Raw genomic sequence first — 17,861 nt, 5'->3', positions numbered from 1 at the left:
CCACCCCCCGGCCCCCACCCAGGCGGGGGTGACGGGTGTTCGCCGCTGCGCGGCTCCGGTTTGGTGGCTTCGCCACGCTTGAGGCGGCTCGGCGCATGGCTACAACACGTAGCGCGAAAGGTCTTCGTTCTTCGCCAGTTCGCCCAGCTTGGCGTCGACGTAGCCGCCATCGATGGCCAGTTTCTCGCCGCCACGCTTGCCGGCGTCGAAGGAGATTTCCTCGAGCAGCTTTTCCATCACGGTGTAGAGCCGGCGCGCGCCGATGTTTTCGGTCTTCTCGTTAACCTGGAAGGCGATCTCGGCGAGGCGCTTGATGCCGTCTGCAGCGAACTCCAGCGTCACGTCTTCGGTCGCCAGCAGGGCCTGGTACTGGCGCGTCAGGCAGGCGTCGGTCTGGGTGAGTATCCGCTGGAAGTCGTCCACCGACAGCGAATCGAGTTCGACGCGGATCGGGAAGCGCCCCTGCAATTCAGGAATCAGGTCGGAGGGCTTGGCCACATGGAAGGCGCCGCTGGCGATGAACAGGATGTGGTCGGTCTTGATCATGCCGTACTTGGTCGACACCGTGGTGCCCTCGACCAGCGGCAAGAGGTCCCTCTGCACGCCCTGGCGCGAAACCTCGGCGCCGTGGGCTTCGGAGCGCGAAGCGATCTTGTCGATCTCGTCGAGGAAGACGATGCCGTTCTGCTCGACGTTCTTCAGCGCCTCGGTCTTGACCTCCTCGTCGTTGATCAGGCGCGCGGCCTCTTCGTCGGCCAGCGATTTCATGGCGTCGCGGATTTTCATTTTGCGCTGCCGCTTCTTGCCGCCGCCGATGTTCTGGAACATGCCCTGGATCTGCTGCGTCAGGTCTTCCATGCCGGGCGGGGCGAAGATTTCCATGCTGGCCTGCGGTGCGGCGACTTCGATTTCGATTTCCTTGTCGTCGAGTTCGCCTTCGCGCAGCTTCTTGCGGAATTTCTGGCGCGTCGAGCTTTCTTCCGGCGTATCGCCAGCGCCGACTCTTGCCGGTGGCAGCAGCACGTCGAGTACGCGGTCCTCGGCGGCATCCATGGCGCGGTCGCGCACGATGCGCATGGCCTCCTCGCGGGCGTTCTTGATCGCTGTCTCGGCGAGGTCGCGGATGATGGTGTCCACGTCGCGCCCGACGTAGCCGACTTCGGTGAACTTGGTCGCCTCGATCTTGATGAAGGGGGCGTTGGCCAGCCGCGCCAGGCGCCGCGCGATTTCGGTCTTGCCGACGCCGGTGGGCCCGATCATCAGGATGTTCTTCGGCGTGATCTCGGTGCGCAGCGGATCGGCCACCTGCATGCGGCGCCAGCGGTTGCGCAGGGCGATCGCCACGGCGCGCTTGGCGCGCGCCTGGCCGACGATGTGCTTGTCGAGTTCGGAAACGATTTCCGCGGGAGTCATGGAGGACATTCGGGCAACCTCAGTCCAGAATTTCGATGATGTGGTTCTGGTTGGTGTAGATGCAAAGATCGCCGGCGATTTCCAGCGACTTCTTGACGATCTCGGCCGGGGACAAGGTCGTGTTCTCCAGCAGGGCGCGCGCGGCCGATTGCGCATAGGCGCCGCCGCTGCCGATGGCGACCAGTCCGTATTCCGGTTCCAGCACGTCGCCGTTGCCGGTGATGATCAGCGAATGCTCGCGGTCGGCCACCGAAAGCATGGCTTCCAGCCGGCGCAGCGCGCGGTCGGTGCGCCAGTCCTTGGCCAGTTCCACCGCCGAACGCAGCAGGTTGCCCTGGTACTGCTCCAGCTTGGCCTCGAAGCGCTCGAACAGCGTGAAGGCGTCCGCCGTGCCGCCGGCGAATCCGGCCAGGATCTGCTCGTTGTAGAGCCGCCGCACCTTGCGCGCGGTGGCCTTGACCACGATGTTGCCCAGCGTGACCTGGCCGTCGCCGCCGAGCGCGACACTGCTGCCGCGGCGCACGGAAAGAATGGTGGTGCCGTGGTATTGCTCCATGGAAATCCTTGCTGAAAGGGTTCAGATGACGCGGGCGCGCAGCTCGGCCACATCGGCAAAGCCGAGCGTTTCCAGGTAGGCCGCCACCAGCGTGCTCAAACCGATGATGCGCAACTTTTTGCCGGAGTCATGCAGGCGGGTCAGGACGTCGAGCAGGTGCGCCGCGCTGCCGGCGTCGATGCGCACCAGGTTGTGGGCGTCGATGTCGAACTCCTCGCTGCCGGCCAGCGCCGCGTCCAGCGGCGCAAACTGGGCGGCGTTGGCGCCCAGCATCTGCCCGCGCAGGACAAATTCGTCGGACTTGGGGCCGTTTGCGGACGATGCCTGCGGCGCCTCGGCGGCCCGTGGCGGCAGTGCCTCCCACGAGGGTGGTGAAACCTCGAAGGTCACGGCGTAATTCACCGCCGCCTCCTCGAAGGCATCCTGTCGGTATGCCTGCTGATACAGCTCCAGCAGCAGCAGCCACATCGATTCGTTGCTGCGCTCCCCCGGCACCAGTTTCGCCGAGAGGATCTGCGCCAGATGCTCGGGGTTGCCGAACACGATTTCCTTCTTCGCCCGTTTCAGCGCGGCCAGCGCGCGCATCAGCAGCGTCGCGCCGTTGTTGTCGGCATCTTCCAGCTTGGCCAGGTCCATGCGCACCATGGCGCTGGTGGCCGCCAGCTTCATGGTCTGCTTGAGGACTTCGCCGATGCCGGCATCCAGCATGCCAGAGAGCGAAACGTGGGCCCGCCCGCCACTGCTCTCGCTGGCGACATGCGGACCATCGACCACCGGGCTCCAGGTCGGCGGCGACTTCTCGAAGCGGCGCGCAAAAGTCAGCGCCAGGGCATCGAAAGCCGGACGGCGGCCAAGCACCTGCAGCAATTCGAACAGGCAGCCCCAGGCACGCACGGCGGCATCACCGAGGTCCTCGCCGTTCTTGATCGCGGACTCCAGCCGGCGCATGGCTTCCAGCTCCTGCCCGGCGGCGTACATTCTTGCGGCCTCTTCGAGCGCGGCCGGCATGGGCGGACGCACCGGTGCCGGCGGCGCCGCGGGAGGCGCGGGGATTTCAGGCGCGGCAGGCTCCTCCGGCGGCGCTTCGAACGCACCGGGCACCGTGAAATCGAGGGACATCAGATCGTCGTTGTCGTCTGCCACAGCTGATCTGGAGCACTAATCATGCGTGCTTTTGTTGGGGATCGGAGAGTATAACCCGCCGGCCACGGGCCTGAAGCAGCTCAGCCCGGCCAGCGCCAGCAGGCACAGGCAGCAGACCACGGTCGCCCCGGCGGGAAGGTCGGCATATAGCGAAAGGGCGAGGCCGGTGGCATAGCCCGCCGCACCCAGCAGATAGGCGATGACGACACGCCGCCTGCCGCCGAAAGCGCGCGTCGCGACGGCAGGTGCGATCAGGCTGGTGAACACCAGCAGCACGCCGACCAGTTGCACCGATGCCGTCACGGTGATGGCGAACAGCAGGTAGAAGCCGAGGCGCGGCCAGCGCTGCGCCGGCCCGAACCACAGGGCCAGCACGATGGCATATAGCAGCGCCACGGGCCACAGGGCGGACCAGCCCACCCAGAGCAACTGGCCGGCCAGCAGGTCGCGCAGGTGTTCGCCGCCATGCGGGTGATGCGCCAGCAACAGGATGCCGGCGGCGGCGGCGAAGACAAACACGAGGCCGATCAGCGCTTCCTGGATATCCGGCCAGCGGCGCTCGCACCAGGTCAACAGCAGGGCGCCGACGCCTGCCGCCAGCGCGGCGGCCAGTTGGGCGCCCATGCCGTGCGGCAGATCATGAAACACGGCATCGAGGTCGGTCAGGCTGGCGGCGACGGCGCCCAGCGCCGCCACCTGGGCGATCGCCAGGTCGATGAAAATGATGCCCCGCCGCAGCACGTCGATGCCCAGCACGACATGCGTCGCCAGCACCAGCAGGCCGGCGGCGAAGGGAGCGATGAGCAGGGTCCAGTCGAGTGTGTTCATTTCAAAAGCCTTGATTCAGTCCGCAGATTTCGCAGATTGACGCAGATGAACCTGAGCGTAATCTGCGAAATCTGCGGATAAGCCGCTTCTTGCAGTTTCATTTCACCACCAGCAAGCGCGCCAGCGTATCGTCGAACAGGCTGGCGAGATCCTTCGCCGCCTCGCTGCCGCCGACGGTGAAAGGCAGCACCACGGCCGGCGTGCCGCTGTTGGCGGCGAACCAGTCGGTGGCGCGGCTGCTTTCCCAGACCGCGCGGATCACCCAGCGCGGCTTTTGCGCGCGCACCTGATCAAGCACGCGCGAGAGGTGTGCGGCGGAGGCCTCGACGCCCGGCTTGGGTTCCAGCGTCGCCACTTCCTTGAGCCCCAGCCAGTCGAGCAGGTAGGAAAAGGACTTGTGCTGGACGACGACCGGCTGCCCGCGCAAACTCGCGGCCTGCTTTTCCCAGCGCACCAGGTTCGCGCGCCAGCGCGCCGCGAAAGCCGCATAGCCCGCGTGGTAGGCCGCGGCATTGGCCGGATCGAGTTGCGCCAGGCGCGCCGCCAGCGCCTCGCCGACCTTGAGGTAGACGCGCGGGTCGGTGTTGATGTGTGGATTGCCATTGGCATGCACATCGCCGTCGGCACGATCCAGCTTTGCCGGAATTTCCAGCATTCGCGCGTGGACCGCCGCTTCGAAATAGCCCGGCTGGCCGGTCTGGATGCGGGCGTTGCCGGATTCGCGCTGCACCACCGGCAGCCAGCCCACCTCCAGTTCGGCGCCGGTGGCGATGACCAGGTCGGCGTTGCGCGCCCGCGCGATCAGCGACGGCCGCGCGTCGATCCGGTGCGGGTCCTGCAAGCCAGTGGTCGCGGAACTTGCCTTGATTTTGTCGCCGCCGATCTCCTGCGCCAGCGCCGCCCATTCGGGCACCGTGGCCAGTACGTTGAGCGCCGCCTGCGTGGGGAAAGACAGCAGCGCGGCAAGAAGCATCATGAAAATTCGCATTGCCATCTCCTCAGAACTTGTGTGCGCCGTGGGCACCCAGGCTCATGATGTACTGCACCCAGAACTGGTTGTCGCGCAGCCCCGGTCCGCGCGAATCGTCGCGCGCGACCTGGAAGCGCAGGCGCGCGAACTCGGACGAGGCGAAGTCGACCATCACCGTGTCGCGTCGCGGCTTCCACGCCGCCAGTTGCGGCAGGTCGGCGGCGACCAGTGTCGGGCCCAGCGTCGTCGTCCCGGAATCGAGCCGGTCATGGCGATAGCCGACGCGCCAGCGCGGCATGAACTGCCACACGCCCTGCGCGTACCAGCCCGACTGGCGCGCGTCATAGCTGTCGGTCAGCCCCGCCGCCCCGCCGCAGGCGCCGCTGGTGTCGCGTTCGGCGCACGTCAGCTTGCCGGTTTCGCTGCGACGAAAAACCTCGGCCTGCAGCTTGAAGTTGCGCTCGACCGGATTGCCGTTGGGCGCCCATTTCCAGACGAAGTCGGCGCCGACGGTACGGCTCCTGCCGGCGAAAGTATTGCTGGTGGCGAGGCCGGTGGCATCGACGCCGTCGTAGGCGCGCGCGCCGGGATGGGTCGCCACATACGACAGGCCGGCGCGCCAGGTGTTCGCGATGCCGGCGTCGCCGCCGATGCGGGCAAAGGCCGCGCCCAGCGCCGTGCCGCTCTTGTTCCTGGCGCCGCCGGGAAAGCTGTTGTCGCGACCGCCTTCGAGACCGAGTTCGAAGTAGGTCTCGGTCGGCGCCAGCCATTTCAGCTGCACGCCTTCCGCCGTCAGCTTGTTGCCGAAGAAAGCCGTGTAGGCCAGCGGCGCGTCGGCGAAATCCCAGGCATGCGGATGTATTTCGTTCTGGTAGCCGATGCCGGACAGGAAGCGGCCGCCCTTGAGCGTCAGCCCGGCGCCGAGGCCGAGGGTCTGGAAATAGGCCTCTTCGAGTGCCACCGTGTTGTCCGGCGTCATGGCCAGGTTGAGGTAGCCGCGAAAGTTCGGATCGATGTTGGCGGCAATGCCGAGCTCGCTTTCCTGCAGGCTGAAGCCGCGGCGGCGCGGCGGGCCGACCTCGTCGGGCTCGCCCGGCGGCACGAAGCCTTGCAGGGTCCATGTTGCGGGATCGCGCTGCGTCCGGGTCAGGGCGCCTTGCAGGGTCAGCGAAATTTCGGGATTGAAGCCGCCGGCCTTGGCATCGCCCTGACGCGCAGCCTTGCTCGCGGCGCTGTCGGCGGCGGTCCTGGCCTGGATCGAAGTGCTCTCGGCCTGGGCCAGGCGCTTTTCCAGCGCGTCGATGCGCTGTTCGTAGGACTTTCTCATCTGCGCGATTTCCTCGCGCAGGGCTTGCAGGCCGGCATCGGCGGCGGCCGGAAAGCTCGCCAGCACGCCACAGGCGGCCAGCACGGATACGGATGTGCGATTCATGATTGCTCCAGAAGCAAATGACGGGAAGCACCGGGCGGCGACAGGCCGACGGCGCGGAAAAACGTCAGGGGGCTTTAGAGCAGGGGTGGAGCGCGGCTGCGAAACGCCGCAACGAATCGAAGAGTCGGCGCTGGCGACACGGCGGCAACGGGTGCCGCCACATGACCGGATGCTGTTGCCAGCGGAGCGATCGACACGGGGGGCGCCGCATCGACGCCGGCGAAGGCCAGGCAGGTGGTGCAGGTATGCGACAGGACCAGCGCCGCGTCGTGGCCGGCATCGCCTTCCTGCGCAACTTCAACGGCTCCCGTTGTCGTCGCATGCCCGAGCATGTGGGCGAGCGCGGCCTGCTGGCCGCCGACCAGCAGCAGCGAGAGCAACAGGGCGAGGAAGGGGTGCAGGAAGCGGCGCATGGGGCGCGTATTAGAACACACTGCCCGCAACGCTCAATCCGGTAGCCCGATAGGATATACGCTCGCCGTCGGCCTCTGCCGGAATAGTCATGCTAATGAGGCCCGAGAAAGCGGTCGCCGTTGAAGTGGATCATGTGGGTTGGATCGCTGGCGCACCAAACCTCGGTCTCCCACGCCAGATCACCGAGGAACCGGGCCATCATGCCGCGATTGGGAAACGCGGTTACAAAGACCAGACCAGCCGTCGATTTCGCAAAAAGGGACATCAGTTCCGCGTGCCGCTTGCCGTCCATGGGGCCGACGCTGGTGACCGACTCGACGAGGACGAGCCAGTTTCTTTTTTCGTCGAGGAATACCGCGTCCGGTAGCTTGCCCCGACCGTGGAGCGTCACACCTGTTTGTGCGAAGCCAGCCTCGTCGAACACAATGGATTTGTTGCCGGTGTCTCCCACATAGAGCAGCCGGGAACCGGGAACGAATCGTGGCGCGAACTGTTCGACGATATCCCGGATCAGTTCGCCATGCGGCCCGGGTGCAAGCTTGAGCACCTTGCCACCGGGCAGCCGGCACGGCGTCATTTCCATCTCGCGAGCAGCGGCATAACGCTCCGACAGCGTGGCGACGTTGGCGAGGTAGGCATTCAACGAAGGCTTCCACTCCGAAGTGCCGTAGGTCTCCAGCAGAAGTTTGGCGTCCGGCGCGATCTGATAGCACCACTTCGGACTGTTTGGCGCCCTGTCCGGCTGGTCCGGGTTCTGAAGAGCAAGGCCACCGGCAACGAACTGGTGTAGCGTCTCCTTGCGAAACGACTCGCGGGAGTTCTCGGCATAAGGTCTGGAGTAATCGTTCCGGCAAAAATCGAGTATCGCCCGCACCCCGAGCCGCGGAGCCTTGAGGCTCTTCCAGGAGCCTCGCTCCTTGAGCTGGATCAGCGCGAGCAAAGCCAATGCGCTGCGCTCATTCTGCTGCGCCTTCGGATATCCGAGGGCGGCGATGATCCCGATGGCCTGGTCTATCTTTCCCATGCACTTCCCGCTTTGCCGCGCTGCGCCACCATCGCGTCGATTTCTTCCTGCGAGGGAAGCGTGTCACCGATCTTGCGGCCCCATGCCTTCAAGGTTTCGAGATCGGGGTAGCGCAATGCCCGCAGATCCCCCGCATTGACCTGTGTATGTCCGTTGAAACGCCGCAACCATTCGTCCGCCGTCGTCGATCCGAGCCAGACCGCAAGGCCCCGTGCGATATCCGCTGGAAGTCCCGCCTTGTTCCCGTGGAATACATTGACATGGTTTTCGAATCCGATTTTTTCTCCGGCGATCTTCGCCGGATCGAACACGGCGGGAACAAGCCGCCGCTTTTCCTCCTTCGAAGACAGTCTGCGGACAAGGACGTAGTGTCCGGAGGGCATCAGCCATTTCTCCGTCGTATCGTTTCTGTCGATCCAGTTGGGCTTCTTTCCGGTCTTTGGATGGATGACGAAGCCGTTCTCGAAGTGCATCGGATAGATCAGTGGAACAGATGTCGGTCTCGGCTCGTCGGACAGGTATTCTCTCAGGCGAAAATCAACCACGGGGCCGGTCGCAACACCGATCCCGATATCCTCCAGGCTGTTCGTGAAGCGCGCCATCTCGTTTCGCGCCACGCAGTCCTCGTCGGGCACGAGATGAATGATCGCCTCCGTGTCATCCGGCAATACAACCTCGGTAAAGGGCACGGATCGTTCACGAATATCGGCAAAGCTTCCATCCGTACTTGTGGACACCGTCACGTTCCCCTGTTGCGCACCCTTGACCAGGCGAAAAATGACGTTCTCCTGCAGTACCTCGTCACCCTTGAATGCTTTCGTCCTCGACTCGAAAACGTGCGCGTGCGTCAAGGCCGCCCGGACAAGCATCAACTGCCGGAACGAACGAAAATAGGTGCCGTTGCAAAAACTGCGAGGCGTGATCGCAACCAGTTCGCCACCCTCTTCGAGCAAGAGCAAGGCGAGAGCCACGAACGCGGAGTAAAAATTCCCGGTCTCGATTCCGGCGTCGCGCAGCGCCATGCGTTCGTCGGACTTGCCGCCGAGTTTCTTGTAGGGCGGATTGAGGATGGCGTGGGTAAAGCGGGGGGGCTTCCGAAGCGCAATATCCCGGCTCGCGGCCCAGACGAAGTCGCCGTCCTTGATCGAATACGAAAACGCGGAGGACGCAGCCAGTTCCATCAGCGTTTCCTCCAGATGGGGAACCATCTCCGGGTCGATCTCCCATGCTTCGGCGCTGATGGACACGGCCCCTCTATTCACGGCTTCGCGTTCGAATGCGGCCACCAGCGAACCCATGCCTGCTCCAGCGTCCAGCAATCGGATTTCGGCGCCGGAAAGTCCGGAGAAAAGCCGCGACATGAAGTTGGCGATAGGCGCAGCGGTCATGAACTGCCCGAGTTCCGATTTCTTTCTGGCAGTCGTTCCCCTGGCGATACTCTCGCGCCGCCGCTCCAATGCTTTCGTGAGATTGGACGATGTCGATATCTGCGATCCATGCGCGCTTTCCATTTGCGTCATCTTACCGCCACGGGCGCATCCATGTCATCTGCGAACCAAGGGTCTGAGACACCCGATCAGATCGCGTCTGAACTTCCCTGGATCAATCAACCTGCAACAGCAGGCCCTTCAGGTATTCGCCTTCGGGAAACGCCAGATCGACCGGATGGTCGGCGGCGCCCTGCAGGCGCTGCACGATGCGCGCCGTGCGCCTGGCGTCGAGCGCCGCGCCGGCAACGATCTTCTGGAACAGATCCGGACTGACGCCGCCCGAGCACGAATACGTCATCAGCAGGCCGCCCGGCGCCAGCAGGTGCAGCGCCTGCACATTGATGTCCTTGTAGGCGCGTGCGGCACGCTCGGCGTGCGCCGCGGTGTTGGCAAACTTGGGCGGGTCGAGGATGATCAGGTCATAGCGCTCGCCCGCCGCGCGCAGGCTGCGCAGCTCGGCGAAGACGTCGGCCTCGATCCATGTTGCGCGCGCGGCATCGAGCTGCGGATTGAGCGCGAGGTTGCGCCGCGCGATTTCCAGCGCCGGACCGGAGCTGTCCATTGACACCACCTCCCGCGCGCCGCCGGCCAGCGCCTGCAGCGAAAACCCGGCCGTGTAGCAGAAGCAGTTGAGTACGCGGCGGTCCGCCGCGAGTTCGGCGACGCGGCGGCGATTCTCGCGCTGGTCGAGGTAGAAGCCGGTCTTGTGGCCGCCGACGAAATCGACGGTCATGCGCACGCCGTTTTCCGCGATCACCAGTTCGTCGGCGGGGGCCGTTCCATGTAGCCAGCCGGTGACGGATTCGAGGCCTTCGAGGCTGCGCACCTCGACGTCCGATCGTTCGTAGATGCGCGCACAACCGGTGGCCTTCAGCAGCGAGTCGGCGATGGCGGCACGCCACTTGTCGGCGCCGGCCGTGGTCAGTTGCACCACCACGGTGTCGCCGTAGCGGTCGGCGATGACGCCGGGCAGGCCGTCGGACTCGGCATGGATCAGGCGCAGGCCCTGCTGCCCGGCCAATTCCGGCAGGGCAGCGCGCCGCGCCACGGCAACCGCGACGCGACGCTTGAAAAAGGCGTGGTCGATATTTTCGTCGCTATCGAAGCTCCAGATCCGCGCGCGAATCTGCGAGGCCGGGCTCCACGCCGCGCGGGCCAGCGGCCGGCCGTCGCTGGACACGACATCGACCGTATCGCCGGGCCGGGCGCGGCCGTCGAGCTGCGCCACCGCGCCGGAGAACAGCCATGGATGGCGGCGCAGGACGGATTTTTCCTTGCCGGGATGCAGGATCAGGGTAGCCATGTGCGCATTCTCGTCGTGATTTCAGGCGCGTGCCTGCCGCCAGGGCGCGCCGCCGAATTCCTCGACCAGGAAATCGACCATCGCCCTGACCTTGGGCGACAGGTTGCGGCCGCTGGGATAGGTGGCGAACAGGGGCACCGGCTCGACGTGATGCCAGTCGGTAAGGATGGGCACCAGGCTGCCGGCGCGGATCGCCTGGGCCACCACCACGTCGGACAGGCGCGTCACGCCGACGCCGGCGACGGCGAGTTGCAGCACGGTCTCGGCGTTGTTGGTGACGACGTTGCCATCGACATGGACCACGCGAATGCCCTCGTCGGTGTCGAAGGGCCAGCGCCGCAACGCGGGCTGGCTGGTCATCCACAGGCAGTTGTGGCGTTGCAGGTCGTCCGGCGTGCGCGGCGTGCCGTGTCGCGCGAGGTAATCCGGCGCGGCGCAGATCACCCGCTCCAGGTTGCAGATGCGCCGCGCCACCAGCGAGGATTCCTCCAGCGGACCGATGCGGATGGCGAGGTCCACCCCCTCCTGCATCATGTCCAGCCGCTCGTCGCTGATCGTGATGTCGATGGCGACCGCCGGATGGCGCGCCTGGAAGCGCGGAATCGCGGGCGCCAGCTGGTGCATGCCGAAGGTGGAGCCGCAATGCAGGCGCAACTGGCCGCGCGGACTGGCTCCGGCTTCGGCAACTTCCGCCTCGGCTTCATCCATGGCCTTGAGGATGGCTTGGGCACGAACATAGAAGGTCTCGCCTTCCGCCGTCAGTTGCAAGCGCCGCGTGGTCCGCTGCAACAGGCGGGCGCCGAGGCGGTCTTCGAGTCGTGTCACCAGTTTGGACAGAGCCGAGGGCGTCAGCCCCAGACCCCGCGCCGCAGCGGAAAACCCTCCGCTTTCCACTGCGCGAACGAATGCAGTCATCTCGTGAGTCCTGTCCATGTGCTGATTATTGAATATTTTTCATCAATGTTGTTCCATATTTGCTTATTGTTGTTTTTGGAAGAAGTAATTACATTGTAGCCATATTGCAATGCACAAAGAGGACTCCATCATGAACAGCGTCGACATCAACCGGATCGAACGCCACGCCCGTCAAATGCGCACCGAAGAAATGGCGCGCCTCCAGAGGCTGCTGGCCACGCGCATTGGCGCCTATCTCCGCCCGCTGGCCGATTCCGCGCTCCATGCAAGCAAGATCCTTCAATGGCTGTTCTCGTGGAATCCGCAGAATTCGGAGCCGCGCCGCCCCTCCTCCGGCCCCCGCTTGACCACCCGCGCCAATGATCTGTTGCGCGCCTGCTTCAGCTGGAACCCGAACACGCGCCACTCCTGACGCGAACCGTCTCCTCCTCGGCCTCCTCCTCTTCGAGGCCGTTAAAGCCCCGCCCCATCGGCGGGGCTTTTTTTCGCGCGGCGCCTGCCTCGATCCGATCACCGCCACAAGCCGCGCGCATGTCGTGGTGACCGGCCGCGGGTTAGAATCGATCACAAACCGCGCGGCATAGCCGCGCCAAAACATCGTGGGGAGGGGGTTCGCTCTGGATCAATTTCGTTCGTGGCGCCGGTTCGCATGCCTGCTGCTGCTGGTCCCTACCCTGCTTCAGGCGCAGGAGCGCAACCTGTCGATCGCCGCGACGGGCAAAGCCGAAGGGCAGCGCCGCGTCGCGCTGGTGATCGGCAACGGCGCCTATGCCGATTCGCCGCTGAAGAATCCGCTCAACGATGCCCGCGCGATGGCCGCCTCGCTGCGCGAGCTCGGCTTCGAAGTGATCGCGCGCGAGAATGCCAACCTGCAGCAGATGGACGAGGCCGTGCGCGAGTTCGGCCGCCGCCTGGAGCGCGCCCATGCCGGGCTGTTCTATTACGCCGGCCACGGCATGCAGATCAAGGGCCGCAATTTCCTGATCCCGGTCGGCGCGCACTTCGAACACGAGGATGAAGTCGCCTACCGCAGCCTCGACGCCGGCCAGGTGCTGGACAAGATGGACAGCGCCAAGACGCAGGTCAATCTGGTGATTCTCGACGCCTGCCGCAGCAATCCCTTCCATCGCGTGTTCCGCGCCCGGCGCCAGGGCCTGGCCGAGATGGAGGCGCCGGCCGGCACGCTGATCGCCTTTGCCACGGCGCCAGGGTCGGTCGCACTCGACGGCGAAGGCAGGCACGGGGTCTACACCAAGCACCTGCTGAAACAGATCAACGAACGCGGACAACCGGTGGAGCAGGTTTTCAAGCGCGTGCGCATCGGCGTCGTCGAGGAAACCCGCGAACGCCAGATCCCCTGGGAAAGCTCATCCCTGCGCGACGACTTCCAGTTCCGTCCGGCGGCCGCGCCAGCGCCGGCGGCAACTGCGGCGACCGAAGCGGCGCTGGAACTCGCCTTCTGGGACGCGATCAAGAACAGCAGCCGCGCCGACGACTACGCCGCCTATCTGGAGCAGTTCCCGAAGGGGCGCTTCGTGCCCCTGGCGCGCAACCGGCAGAAGGCGCTGCAAAAACCCGACGCGGCGTCGCGCCCGCCGGCTGTTGCCGCGTCGCCCGCCGCATCGCCCGTCGCGGTTCCGCCGAAGCCTGTCGTCGCGCAACGCCCGGCCCCGCCGGCCCGGCCGTCCGCGCCCGCTGCGATGCCGATGGCCGGAGCCTCGGCAGCGTCGCTTCCTGCACCGCCGGCCGCCGCCGCACCTTCAGCCGCTGCTTCCCCGGTTGCCGCCCCCCATTTCAGCCTGCCCGGCGCCGGATTTACCGCCGCGAGTTTCTCGCCCGACAATGCCTGGCTGGCGGCGGTCGGCCGCGACGGTCAAGTGCGGATTCACAACGCCGCCACCGGGGCGGCCAAGAGCGCGGTCAATCTCGCCGAGCCGCTGAGCGCGGTGCGCTTCGCCCCCGACGGACGGCACATCGCGGTGGCCACCGAGTCCGGCGAAACCCGGCTGCTGGAACTCGGCAGCGGCAAGGAACTCTGGCGGCGCAAGCCGCATGGCGGGCGCGTCATGAGCCTGGCCTTCTCGCCGGATGGGCGCTACCTGCTCTCCGCCGCGGCGCAGGGCGACGTCGAGCTTTCCGGCGTGGCCAACGGCGCCAGCGTGCAGCGCCTGCAGAACGAGGGCCTGCCGCTGATCGAAGCGCTGTACTCGCCCGACGGGCGCTACATCGCCGTGGTGCTGGGCGAGGGCAAGAGCCAGGTGGTCAAGGTGGTCGAGGTCGGCTCCGGACGCCAGCAACTGCTGGTGGCCGCCACCGCGGCCAGCTTCTCGGTCAACGGCCGCTACCTGCTGGCCGCCGCCGGAGGCCACACGCCGACCCTGTTCGACATCGCCAGCGGCGAGGAACTGCGGCGCTTCGCCCGCTATCCGCTGACGATCTTCGCCGGCGCCTATGCCGAGAGCGGCGAGTTCGTCGCCACCGTGGATGCCGATGGGCAGGGCCAGATGCTCGATACGCGCGACGGCCGCCCGATGGGCAGCGTGCGCGGACCGCGTGTGCAGCCCCGTGCCGCCGCCTTCAGCGCGGACGTCGGACGCTTCGCGGTGATCGATGCCGAGGGCCGCGTCGCCGTCTATCGATTCCAGGAGAAGTCATGAAGCAGAATCGCCTCAAGCTGTTGGTCGCCGTGCTCGGCGCATTCTGGCTGACGGCTGTCGCCACGCCGGCCCGGTCGGGCCAGGCCTGCGCCGAGAAGCCCGCGACGGCCGAAGGCAGCGCCAAATCGGCGCGGCTATCGACACAAGTGCGTGAAATGCTGGACGGCCAGAAACATTCCTTCGCCCTGGTCGCCCGCGCCGGCGTCGATCTCTCCGAGTTCGGCCTCCGCCACAGCCACGTCGGCGTCGCCTGGCGCGACCATCCGCGCGGTCGCTGGTACACCTTCCATCTGCTGAATCGCTGCGGCACCAGCCAGTCCGAACTGATCGAGCAGTCGCTGGAGGATTTCTACAACGTCGAACTGCATGACTACGAGGCCTTGATCGCCGCCCCCTCCTTCCCCATGCAGATCCGCCTGCAAAAGGCCTTTTTCAGCCCGATCGCGCAGACACTCCACGAGCGCGAGTACAACATGATCGCGCACCCCTTCTCGACCAAGTACCAGAACTCCAACCAGTGGGTGCTCGAAGTGATGGCCTCGGCGCTGGCGCCCGTGGGTCACGTCGGCTCGCGCCTGTCGGCGCAGGAATGGCTCAAGGACAACGGCTTCGCGCCCAGCGTGATCCCCATCGGCGCGGGCAAGCGCGCCGGCGCGCGGCTGTTCAGCCCGCACGTCCGCTTCAGCGACCACACCGACGAGGAATGGCAGGCCCAGCGCTACTCGGTGGTCAGCGTCGACTCGGTGATCGCCTTCATCAAGGCCAGGGACAAGGGCCTCGCGGAAGCGCGCATACGCCTGGGAAGCGCCGCCGCCGGCAACTGACGAACACTTATAGCACCGGGCGCCACCCGCAGAAGATAAAACACGCGAAAGGCAAATTGAAGACCCCCCACCCCCGCCCCCGCCCCAGGGCGGGGCTACTGGCCAGCTCGCTTCGCTCGGCAATCTCCCGGCGCTCCGAACGAGGCGTTTCACGTTAAGTCGCGCGCCGTATCGCCAGCGCCGAGTTTTCAGCGACCGTCGCCGACCAGCACGAACGGCGCCCAGAACATCGGGTGGCGAAACTCCTCATGCCGATCCATCAACTCCAGGATGGAATATTGCAGGGCGCGCGCCTTGCCCGCCGCCGGCTGCCGCTGCAAACGCTTGAAGGTGCCGGTGGACAGCAGCACGGTGGATTCCGACACCACCGACCAGTGCGACACCAGCAGGTTGCGGGCGCCGGCGTGGAAGAATGCCTTGGCCAGCCCGGAAAGCCCCTCGGCGCCGGGCGTGCCGTCGGCGGCGGCAGTGTTGCAGGCGGACAGCAGTACCCATTCAGCATTGAGCTTGAGCTGGGCGATTTCGCTGGCGGCGAGCAGGCCGTCGTCCTGCTCGCTGGCAACCCTGGGCGGCGTCAGCACCAGCGCCGGTTCGCCGAACTCGACGAAATCGCTGGCCATGGCGCCGTGGGTGGCGAACAGCAGATTGCGGTAGCGCGACAAGTCGCTTTGTTTGAGCCGGGTTTCGGTGGCCTGGTCGCGCATCAGCAACTCGCCGCCGCCCAGCGCGGCGGCCACCGCGCGCGCCTCGTCGGCGGTGTCGGGCAGCGGCGTCAGCTTGCGCACCAGATCGGGATTGGCGAGGCGCTTGCCACCGACAGTTGTCGTGGCGCCGGTCGTTGTTGCGGCGCCGACCGGTGACGCCTCGGCGACCGTGAGAACTTTCGGGCTTTCTCCGCTCCATAGTGCGCCGATCTTCAGGTTGCGGGCCTTGCGCGAGGCCGCGCCGGCGGCGGGCGCTTCGTTGAGGATCGGATCGGCGAAGGCGATCAGCGCCTCGGGCGCGGGCGCGGGGCGCGGCGTGTTGCGCGCCAGGGTCAGCGCGCCGAGCGACGGCAGCGTAACGACTGCATGCTGGCGCACGACCCAAGGCACATGGTGCCAGTTCAAACCGCGACCGGCATCCACCGCCGACTTGACCAGCAGCGAAAACGGCAGGCTTTCCAGCGGCCCGTCGGGCACCACGAACCACACCGGCTTGGCATCGAGCAGATCGGCCACGGGGGCGAGCAGGTCGCGATAGAGGCCATGCGCCGCAGCGAAGGCGAAGCGCGTTTCGTCGGCGTGTTCGGGTTCGACGCTGCGCCGGATTTCCATGACGATCCGGCCCAAGTCCTGGCGATTGCTCGCAATGCGGATCAGCCGCGCCGCCTCGCGCGTGAGGGCAACGGCGAAGCTCTCGGTATCGGCGACGAAGTACACCAGCACGGCTTCGTCGGGGCCGAGCACGGCCTGCACCGACGCCAGCGGCGCGATGCGGCCGGCCACCAGTTCGTGATAGGCGGGAAAGTCGCGCGCCAGTTCTCCTTGCAGGCGCTCCAGGGTTTCACGAATGCCGCCCAGCTGCTTGCGCAACGCGCGTTCGCGGTTGTCACCAGGCGCCGCCAACTGCAATTCGGCGGCGAGCTCCTGCTCCTTCGCCAGGAACATTTCCGATTGCTGCTGGATCAGACGCACGCGCCGGCCCAGCTCGCCATCCCCGCCCAGCGCCGCGCCGGCGAACACGCGCGCCAGCTCGCCGTGCTTGACGGTTTGCAGGATATCCAGCGCTTCGCGCGCCTGGCGGGCGGGGTCCGGCTCGACCTTGCCGAGCAGGCGCAGATGGGTGGCGAAACTCTCGCGCCAGTCGCGCCGCGATTGCGCCGAGGCGGCGGCGGCCCGCGTCCCGGCGCTGGCGGCGAGGCTGCCGCCGATGATGGCGCTGGCCTCGCGCGCGGCGCCGAGCGCGGCGGGCAGTTCGTTCTTCCGTTCGCGCAGCAGGGCCTGGCTGGTCAGGGTGCGCGCGGTATCGATGTGGCGCGCGCCCAGCCGGTCGCGGCGAATCCTTTCCGCTTCGCCCAGCGGCTGTGCGGCGCCGGCGAGGTCGCCGGCTTCGAGCGCGGCGGTACCAAGGTTGTGCAGCAGGGAGGCGCGCAGCAGCGGCTGGGCCGGCTCCGCCGGCAAGGCGGCGAGGGCGCGATCCAGATGGTCGCGGGCGCCGGCAAAATCGCCACGACGTTGCAGCAAGGCGCCGAGGTTATTGTTGAGCGTGACACCGGCGGCGATGGGCAGGCGCGGCAGCAGCGGTTCGGCGTCGGCGTACATCCGGCGCGCGCCCTCGTGGTCGTTGCGCCGTTCGAGCAGGCCGGCCAGATTCACCAGCAGCGAAAAGCGATCTTCGGCGCGCACCGCGGGCAGCGCGCGATGCAGCGCCAGCGCGGCGCGATACTGCTGCTCCGCGCCGGGCAGGTCGCCGGCGAGATCGAGCAGCGCGCCCAGGTTGTTGTGCAGCACGGCCTTGTCTTCCTGCAAGGGACCGGGCACGCGATCGATGGTCTCGATCGCCTGGCGCAGCGCGTCTTCGGCCCCGCGCAGGTCGCCGGCATCCTGCGCGATGCGCGCCAGCAGCGCCAGGCCGGTGACATGCCGATCGGCGGTTTCGTAGCGGCCCTGCCGCACGGCAGCCTCCGCCGCCTTGCGCGCCGCCGCCAGATCCGAGGCACGCAGCGCCTCGGTGGCCCGCTCCATGAGATCGTCCCACACATCCTCCTGCGCCGGGACGGGCGACGAAGCGAGTGCGAGGACCACGACAAGCATGCGCAGCGGAGAACGTAACATCGGGAAATCGCCACTGGAACAGGGCCGCAAATTATAATGAGCCCCGCCAAACCCAGCTCATGTCGCGCCACCGAAA

The 17,861-nt window shown here is 66.6% G+C and carries 15 protein-coding genes; 3 read left to right on the top strand and 12 right to left on the bottom strand.

Features of this window, described 5'->3' with window-relative positions; translation table 11 throughout:
- Positions 1 to 99 precede the first annotated feature (99 nt).
- The 11 genes from hslU to SUTH_RS02790 form a co-directional block, all read right to left on the bottom strand.
- Positions 100 to 1,422 carry an ATP-dependent protease ATPase subunit HslU gene (hslU, locus tag SUTH_RS02840; protein WP_041096940.1) on the bottom strand — a complete coding sequence of 441 codons (1,323 nt, stop codon included), beginning with the start codon at positions 1,420 to 1,422 and terminating at the stop codon, positions 100 to 102.
- A gap of 10 nt (positions 1,423 to 1,432) precedes the next feature.
- Positions 1,433 to 1,969 (bottom strand): ATP-dependent protease subunit HslV, encoded by a 537-nt coding sequence (gene hslV, locus SUTH_RS02835; RefSeq protein WP_041096938.1) that lies wholly within the window; start codon positions 1,967 to 1,969, stop codon positions 1,433 to 1,435.
- A gap of 21 nt (positions 1,970 to 1,990) precedes the next feature.
- Entirely contained in the window at positions 1,991 to 3,088 is a 1,098-nt protein-coding gene (locus SUTH_RS18215) for an STAS domain-containing protein (protein WP_148312836.1), read from the bottom strand.
- Between the two features lie 39 nt (positions 3,089 to 3,127).
- Positions 3,128 to 3,940, bottom strand: coding sequence for a metal ABC transporter permease (locus SUTH_RS02825; protein WP_052473134.1), 813 nt, complete (start codon positions 3,938 to 3,940; stop codon positions 3,128 to 3,130).
- Between the two features lie 97 nt (positions 3,941 to 4,037).
- The gene (locus SUTH_RS02820; RefSeq protein WP_041101514.1) at positions 4,038 to 4,928 is read right to left on the bottom strand and encodes a metal ABC transporter substrate-binding protein; all 891 of its coding nucleotides are present in this window, start codon (positions 4,926 to 4,928) and stop codon (positions 4,038 to 4,040) included.
- 10 nt (positions 4,929 to 4,938) lie between these two features.
- A complete protein-coding gene (locus tag SUTH_RS02815; RefSeq protein ID WP_041096936.1) occupies positions 4,939 to 6,342 on the bottom strand; it encodes a DUF2059 domain-containing protein in 1,404 nt (467 codons plus the stop codon).
- 74 nt (positions 6,343 to 6,416) lie between these two features.
- Complete coding sequence (locus SUTH_RS02810; RefSeq protein WP_041096934.1) at positions 6,417 to 6,755, bottom strand: DUF2946 family protein; 339 nt, start codon at positions 6,753 to 6,755, stop codon at positions 6,417 to 6,419.
- Positions 6,756 to 6,847: 92 nt separating this feature from the next.
- On the bottom strand, positions 6,848 to 7,780 hold the full coding sequence (locus SUTH_RS02805; protein WP_041096932.1) for a BsuBI/PstI family type II restriction endonuclease: 933 nt from the start codon (positions 7,778 to 7,780) through the stop codon (positions 6,848 to 6,850).
- Positions 7,768 to 9,300 carry an Eco57I restriction-modification methylase domain-containing protein gene (locus tag SUTH_RS02800; RefSeq protein WP_231851092.1) on the bottom strand — a complete coding sequence of 511 codons (1,533 nt, stop codon included), beginning with the start codon at positions 9,298 to 9,300 and terminating at the stop codon, positions 7,768 to 7,770. Before SUTH_RS02800 ends, SUTH_RS02805 begins: the two co-directional genes overlap by 13 nt.
- A gap of 82 nt (positions 9,301 to 9,382) precedes the next feature.
- Positions 9,383 to 10,573: a class I SAM-dependent rRNA methyltransferase gene (locus tag SUTH_RS02795; protein WP_041096930.1), complete on the bottom strand. Its 1,191-nt coding sequence runs from the start codon at positions 10,571 to 10,573 to the stop codon at positions 9,383 to 9,385.
- 21 nt (positions 10,574 to 10,594) lie between these two features.
- Positions 10,595 to 11,488 carry a LysR family transcriptional regulator gene (locus tag SUTH_RS02790; protein ID WP_197539640.1) on the bottom strand — a complete coding sequence of 298 codons (894 nt, stop codon included), beginning with the start codon at positions 11,486 to 11,488 and terminating at the stop codon, positions 10,595 to 10,597.
- Positions 11,489 to 11,618: 130 nt separating this feature from the next.
- Here SUTH_RS02790 and SUTH_RS02785 point away from each other — a divergent pair, with 130 nt between their 5' ends.
- The 3 genes from SUTH_RS02785 (at position 11,619) to SUTH_RS02775 (ending at position 14,969) form a co-directional block, all read left to right on the top strand.
- The gene (locus SUTH_RS02785; RefSeq protein ID WP_148312835.1) at positions 11,619 to 11,900 is read left to right on the top strand and encodes a hypothetical protein; all 282 of its coding nucleotides are present in this window, start codon (positions 11,619 to 11,621) and stop codon (positions 11,898 to 11,900) included.
- 187 nt (positions 11,901 to 12,087) lie between these two features.
- A complete protein-coding gene (locus SUTH_RS18210) occupies positions 12,088 to 14,145 on the top strand; it encodes a caspase family protein (RefSeq protein WP_052473133.1) in 2,058 nt (685 codons plus the stop codon).
- Positions 14,142 to 14,969: a DUF2145 domain-containing protein gene (locus tag SUTH_RS02775; RefSeq protein ID WP_052473132.1), complete on the top strand. Its 828-nt coding sequence runs from the start codon at positions 14,142 to 14,144 to the stop codon at positions 14,967 to 14,969. The genes SUTH_RS18210 and SUTH_RS02775 overlap by 4 nt, the downstream gene beginning before the upstream one ends.
- Before the next feature lie 188 nt (positions 14,970 to 15,157).
- Here SUTH_RS02775 and SUTH_RS02770 read toward each other — a convergent pair whose 3' ends face one another.
- A complete protein-coding gene (locus tag SUTH_RS02770; protein WP_084207229.1) occupies positions 15,158 to 17,785 on the bottom strand; it encodes a CHAT domain-containing protein in 2,628 nt (875 codons plus the stop codon).
- Positions 17,786 to 17,861: the final 76 nt, after the last annotated feature.

The sequence above is a fragment of the Sulfuritalea hydrogenivorans sk43H genome (genome assembly GCF_000828635.1).
GTDB classification, from domain to species: domain Bacteria; phylum Pseudomonadota; class Gammaproteobacteria; order Burkholderiales; family Rhodocyclaceae; genus Sulfuritalea; species Sulfuritalea hydrogenivorans.
The sequence above is the reverse complement of the archived record's forward strand: the minus strand, read 5'-3'. Positions and strand labels throughout refer to the sequence as shown.